This is a genomic window from Catenulispora rubra (assembly GCF_015356825.1).
GTDB lineage: Bacteria > Actinomycetota > Actinomycetes > Streptomycetales > Catenulisporaceae > Catenulispora > Catenulispora rubra.
Window position 1 is genome coordinate 1 of the sequence record NZ_JAACYW010000683.1, and the last position, 725, is coordinate 725.

At 67.6% G+C, this 725-nt stretch carries 1 protein-coding gene and 1 tRNA gene; one reads left to right on the forward strand and one right to left on the reverse strand.

Annotation, left to right across the window (positions count from 1 at the left end; translation table 11 throughout):
- The first annotated feature begins 205 nt into the window (after positions 1-205).
- Positions 206-559, forward strand: a complete 354-nt coding sequence (locus tag GWK61_RS54940) for a hypothetical protein (RefSeq protein WP_194922350.1) — start codon at positions 206-208, stop codon at positions 557-559.
- A 9-nt stretch (positions 560-568) separates the two neighbouring features.
- Here GWK61_RS54940 and GWK61_RS54945 read toward each other — a convergent pair.
- Positions 569-641 (reverse strand) — tRNA-Thr (locus GWK61_RS54945).
- Between the last annotated feature and the right edge of the window lie 84 nt (positions 642-725).

Here is a 725-nt window from a genome sequence, read left to right on the forward strand (position 1 = left end):
ACCGGAGAAGGCGTAGTCCGGCACCGTCGGGCCGAGCAGATCCTTGTGGACGCTCGCGCACGCGTCGGTCACCAGGGTGGAGGGCCGGTTGGGCGTGCCGCCATCTTTCTCTCCCACTCCATCGGCACCGACCACCGCTACGTCTTCAGTGCGCACGAGCACTCCGCCGTCTTCCACCGGTTCGCGGCCGCAGTGGGAGGGCGACGTGCAGATCGATCCGGTGGGGTATTCGCTGGCGACCGTCCCACCGAGCCCGGACCAGTCCGGGAATGCGGACATCAGCGCCAGCTTCGACGGAACGTTCGTCGCCGGACTGGGCGCCGCGAAGTGGATGGGCGCAAGGGCACCGAGCCCTGAGGACTGTGCCTCGCTGATCATGTCGCGGGAGGCAACACACGTGACCACCGTCCCGGGCGACGTGTACTGCGTCCGGGTGGCGCACGGACCCTTCAACATCGGAAACCAGTACGCGGCGGTGCGGGTTCTGGAGCAGGGACTTGATCCGACGGACCTGCCGTACGTGCGGATCCACGCCACGGTCTGGCCGGACGGGGCTTGATCTTCAGAGAGCCGCTGAGGGGACTCGAACCCCTAACCGCCTGTTTACAAGACAGGTGCGCTGCCAATTGCGCCACAGCGGCCGGACCGGGTGCTCGGCGGGAGCCGAACTGATCCGCCGCCATGGTACCCAACGGGGCGGGGGTTGCCCCAGTCCGTTTCGAAAG